We start from the raw sequence: 2,391 nt of genomic DNA, 5'->3' as shown, positions 1-2,391 counted from the left end.
CTGCGCAACACGTTCAGCCCGCCGCGTGCGCGCACTCCGCGGCGACCGCGATGTTGTGGAAGTAGGCGGCCAGGTTCGCCTCCAGGCTGCGATCACCGGTCGCCGCCCGGATGTGCTCGAGCAGGAAGGGCGTGGTCGCCGGACCGCTGATGCCGCGTTCCCGGGCGGCCTGCCAGGCTTCGGCGACGACCTGCTCGTGCAGTTCCGGGTCGAGCTGCGCGGGCAGCGGGACCGGGTTGGCCAGCACCGTCGCCGCGCGCAGCCCGAGCTTGCGGCGGGCGGTGAGCAGCGCGGCCACCTCGGCAGGAGTGTCCAGGCGGTGATCCAGCGCGAGACCGGAATCCGCGACGTAGAACCCGGGGAACCGGTCGGTGCCGAACCCGACGACCGTGATTCCCAGCGTCTCCATCCGCTCCAGCGTCGCCGCCCGGTCCAGGATCGACTTCACGCCCGCGGTGACGACGGTGATCGGCAGCGTCGCCAGCAGCGGCAGGTCGGCGGATTCGTCGTAACTCGGCGGTTCTTCGATGCCGCCCGCGGCTCCGTGGTGCACCCCGCCGAGCCCGCCGGTGGCGAAGAACTCCAGCCCGGCCCGATGCGCCAGCCAGGCCGTGGCCGCGACGGTCGTGCCCGCGGACCTCGATTTCGCCCACAGCACAGGCAGGTCCCGCACGCTGGCCTTGGCCGCGTCGGTTCCGGCGAGCCGGTGCAGTTCGCCGGGGGTGAGCCCGACCTTGGGCACGCCGTCGAGCACGCCGGTGGTCGCGGGGACCACTCCGGCGCGGCGCAGCGATTCTTCGGCTTCTTCGGCGATTTCGGCGTTGCGCGGGCGTGGCAGGCCGTGCGTGATGATGCTCGTTTCGAGGGCGACCACGGGTCTGCCGTCGCCGACCGCCTCGCGGACCTCGGCGGAGATCGCCGGTAGTTCAGGACTCATGGCCGGGTTTCTAGCAGCCGCCGGGGCGCTGCGGGCCATGGTGTGCGCTGCGGCCGGACGCGTGCGCCGGGAAAGCCCGATACTCGTTTCGCTGGAAATTGCCGCGAAAACTTTGGAATATACCCACCGGCTGCCATTTGCCCCGCAACGGATGCACCTGCGAAAACAGCGCCGCAGTGGGATTCTTACCGGATTCGGCAAAACATTGCCGAAGTCCGGCAACTGCACAAACACCTGATCGAGCGAAAGATTTGTCCGCGCGCTGATCATATTCTGGTAACCATGTCGAACTCCCCCCGCGCGCGGGCGCTGGCTGCCGAGGTCCGGGCCGCGCGCAAAGGCAGCGGCATGTCGCAAGGGCTCGTGGCCGAACAGCTCGGGTGGAGCATCGCGAAGGTCAGCCGGATCGAAACCGCCCAGCGCGGCCTGACCGCAGCGGACCTCGCCGCGATCCTCGCGGTGCTGCGCATCCGCGGGCAGCGGCGCGAATACCTGCTGGGACTGGCCGAAGAACTGGACCACCCGGCTTGGTGGGAGGCGATGAGCGGGTTGTCCGCGCACGTGCGGGCCACCATCGACGCGGAACAGCGGGCCAGCCGCATCGCCGAACTCGCGCTGGCCTACGTGCCGGGGCTGCTGCAGATCCGCGCCTATTCGGAGGCGGTGCTCGGTGGAAACGCCGCGGAATCCCGCAACACCGACGAGGCGGCCAACGTCTGGCAGGTGCGCCAGGGCATTCTGCACCGCGCGGAGCCGGTTGCGTTCGAGGCGTTCCTGGACGAGTCGGTGCTGCGCAGACCCGTCGGCGGCCCCGCGGTCGCGGCCCGGCAGTTGCGGCACCTGGCCGAGCAGCAGGCCGAGCACGTCTCGGTGCGGGTGCTGCCCACCGAACTCGGCGCGCACATCGGGCTGAACGGCGCGTTCACGCTGATCGAGTTCGAGCACGGCATGACCAGCGTGCTGGTGCAGAGCCAGGAAACCGGTGCGCTGCTGGCCGAGCCGGAGGACGACGCCCCGTTCCGCGGCTCGCTCGCCGAGCTGGACCGGGTGGCGCTGGACGTGGCGGACTCGCGTCGGCTGATCACCACCCACGCCGAGCATTTCGAGGCGCAGGAGGAAATCGCGACACTCTGAAGAATCCCGATCCGATGTGGACGGTATTCGTCGCGCTCAGTACGCAACCGTGCCACCGGAACCGCTGAGCCGCGCACAGCACCCACGTTCTCCAGGAGTGAACGGACCGTTCGCCCAATCTAGCCGGACCAACAGGCCGTTCACTCGGGTCCACTTCACCCGGAGCGAGTGATGCGCGGGCGTGTCGGTTCTTGTGCTCAGCGGAGCGGCTGGGTCGGGGTTTCGCGAGGAGTGAACGGACCGTTGGACCAATCTATTGGGACGAACAGGCCGTTCACTCGGTGAGAGGTGGGGCGCGTCGCTGGTCGGGGTCCGCGTCG

Annotated in this window: 3 protein-coding genes; 2 read left to right on the top strand and 1 reads right to left on the bottom strand. The window is 69.6% G+C overall.

Going from position 1 to position 2,391, the window contains the following annotated elements; translation table 11 throughout:
• Window positions 1-13: 13 nt before the first annotated feature.
• Entirely contained in the window at window positions 14-937 is a 924-nt protein-coding gene (locus IJH84_RS11485) for a pseudouridine-5'-phosphate glycosidase (protein ID WP_295143805.1), read from the bottom strand.
• On the opposite strand from IJH84_RS11485, the gene IJH84_RS11480 reads away from it, so the two are divergent.
• Together IJH84_RS11480 and IJH84_RS11475 are read left to right on the top strand one after the other, a co-directional pair.
• Window positions 936-1,175: a hypothetical protein gene (locus tag IJH84_RS11480; RefSeq protein WP_200072761.1), complete on the top strand. Its 240-nt coding sequence runs from the start codon at window positions 936-938 to the stop codon at window positions 1,173-1,175. The two genes, IJH84_RS11485 and IJH84_RS11480, sit on opposite strands and share 2 nt — an antisense overlap.
• A 44-nt stretch (window positions 1,176-1,219) precedes the next feature.
• Window positions 1,220-2,071, top strand: a complete 852-nt coding sequence (locus tag IJH84_RS11475; RefSeq protein WP_200072760.1) for a helix-turn-helix transcriptional regulator — start codon at window positions 1,220-1,222, stop codon at window positions 2,069-2,071.
• The last annotated feature ends 320 nt before the right edge of the window (window positions 2,072-2,391 follow it).

Source organism: Saccharopolyspora sp. (assembly GCF_017434145.1).
GTDB classification, from domain to species: Bacteria; Actinomycetota; Actinomycetes; order Mycobacteriales; family Pseudonocardiaceae; genus Saccharopolyspora_C; species Saccharopolyspora_C galaxeae.
Note: the sequence above shows the minus strand (reverse complement) of the source record. Positions and strands in the feature narration are given on the sequence as shown.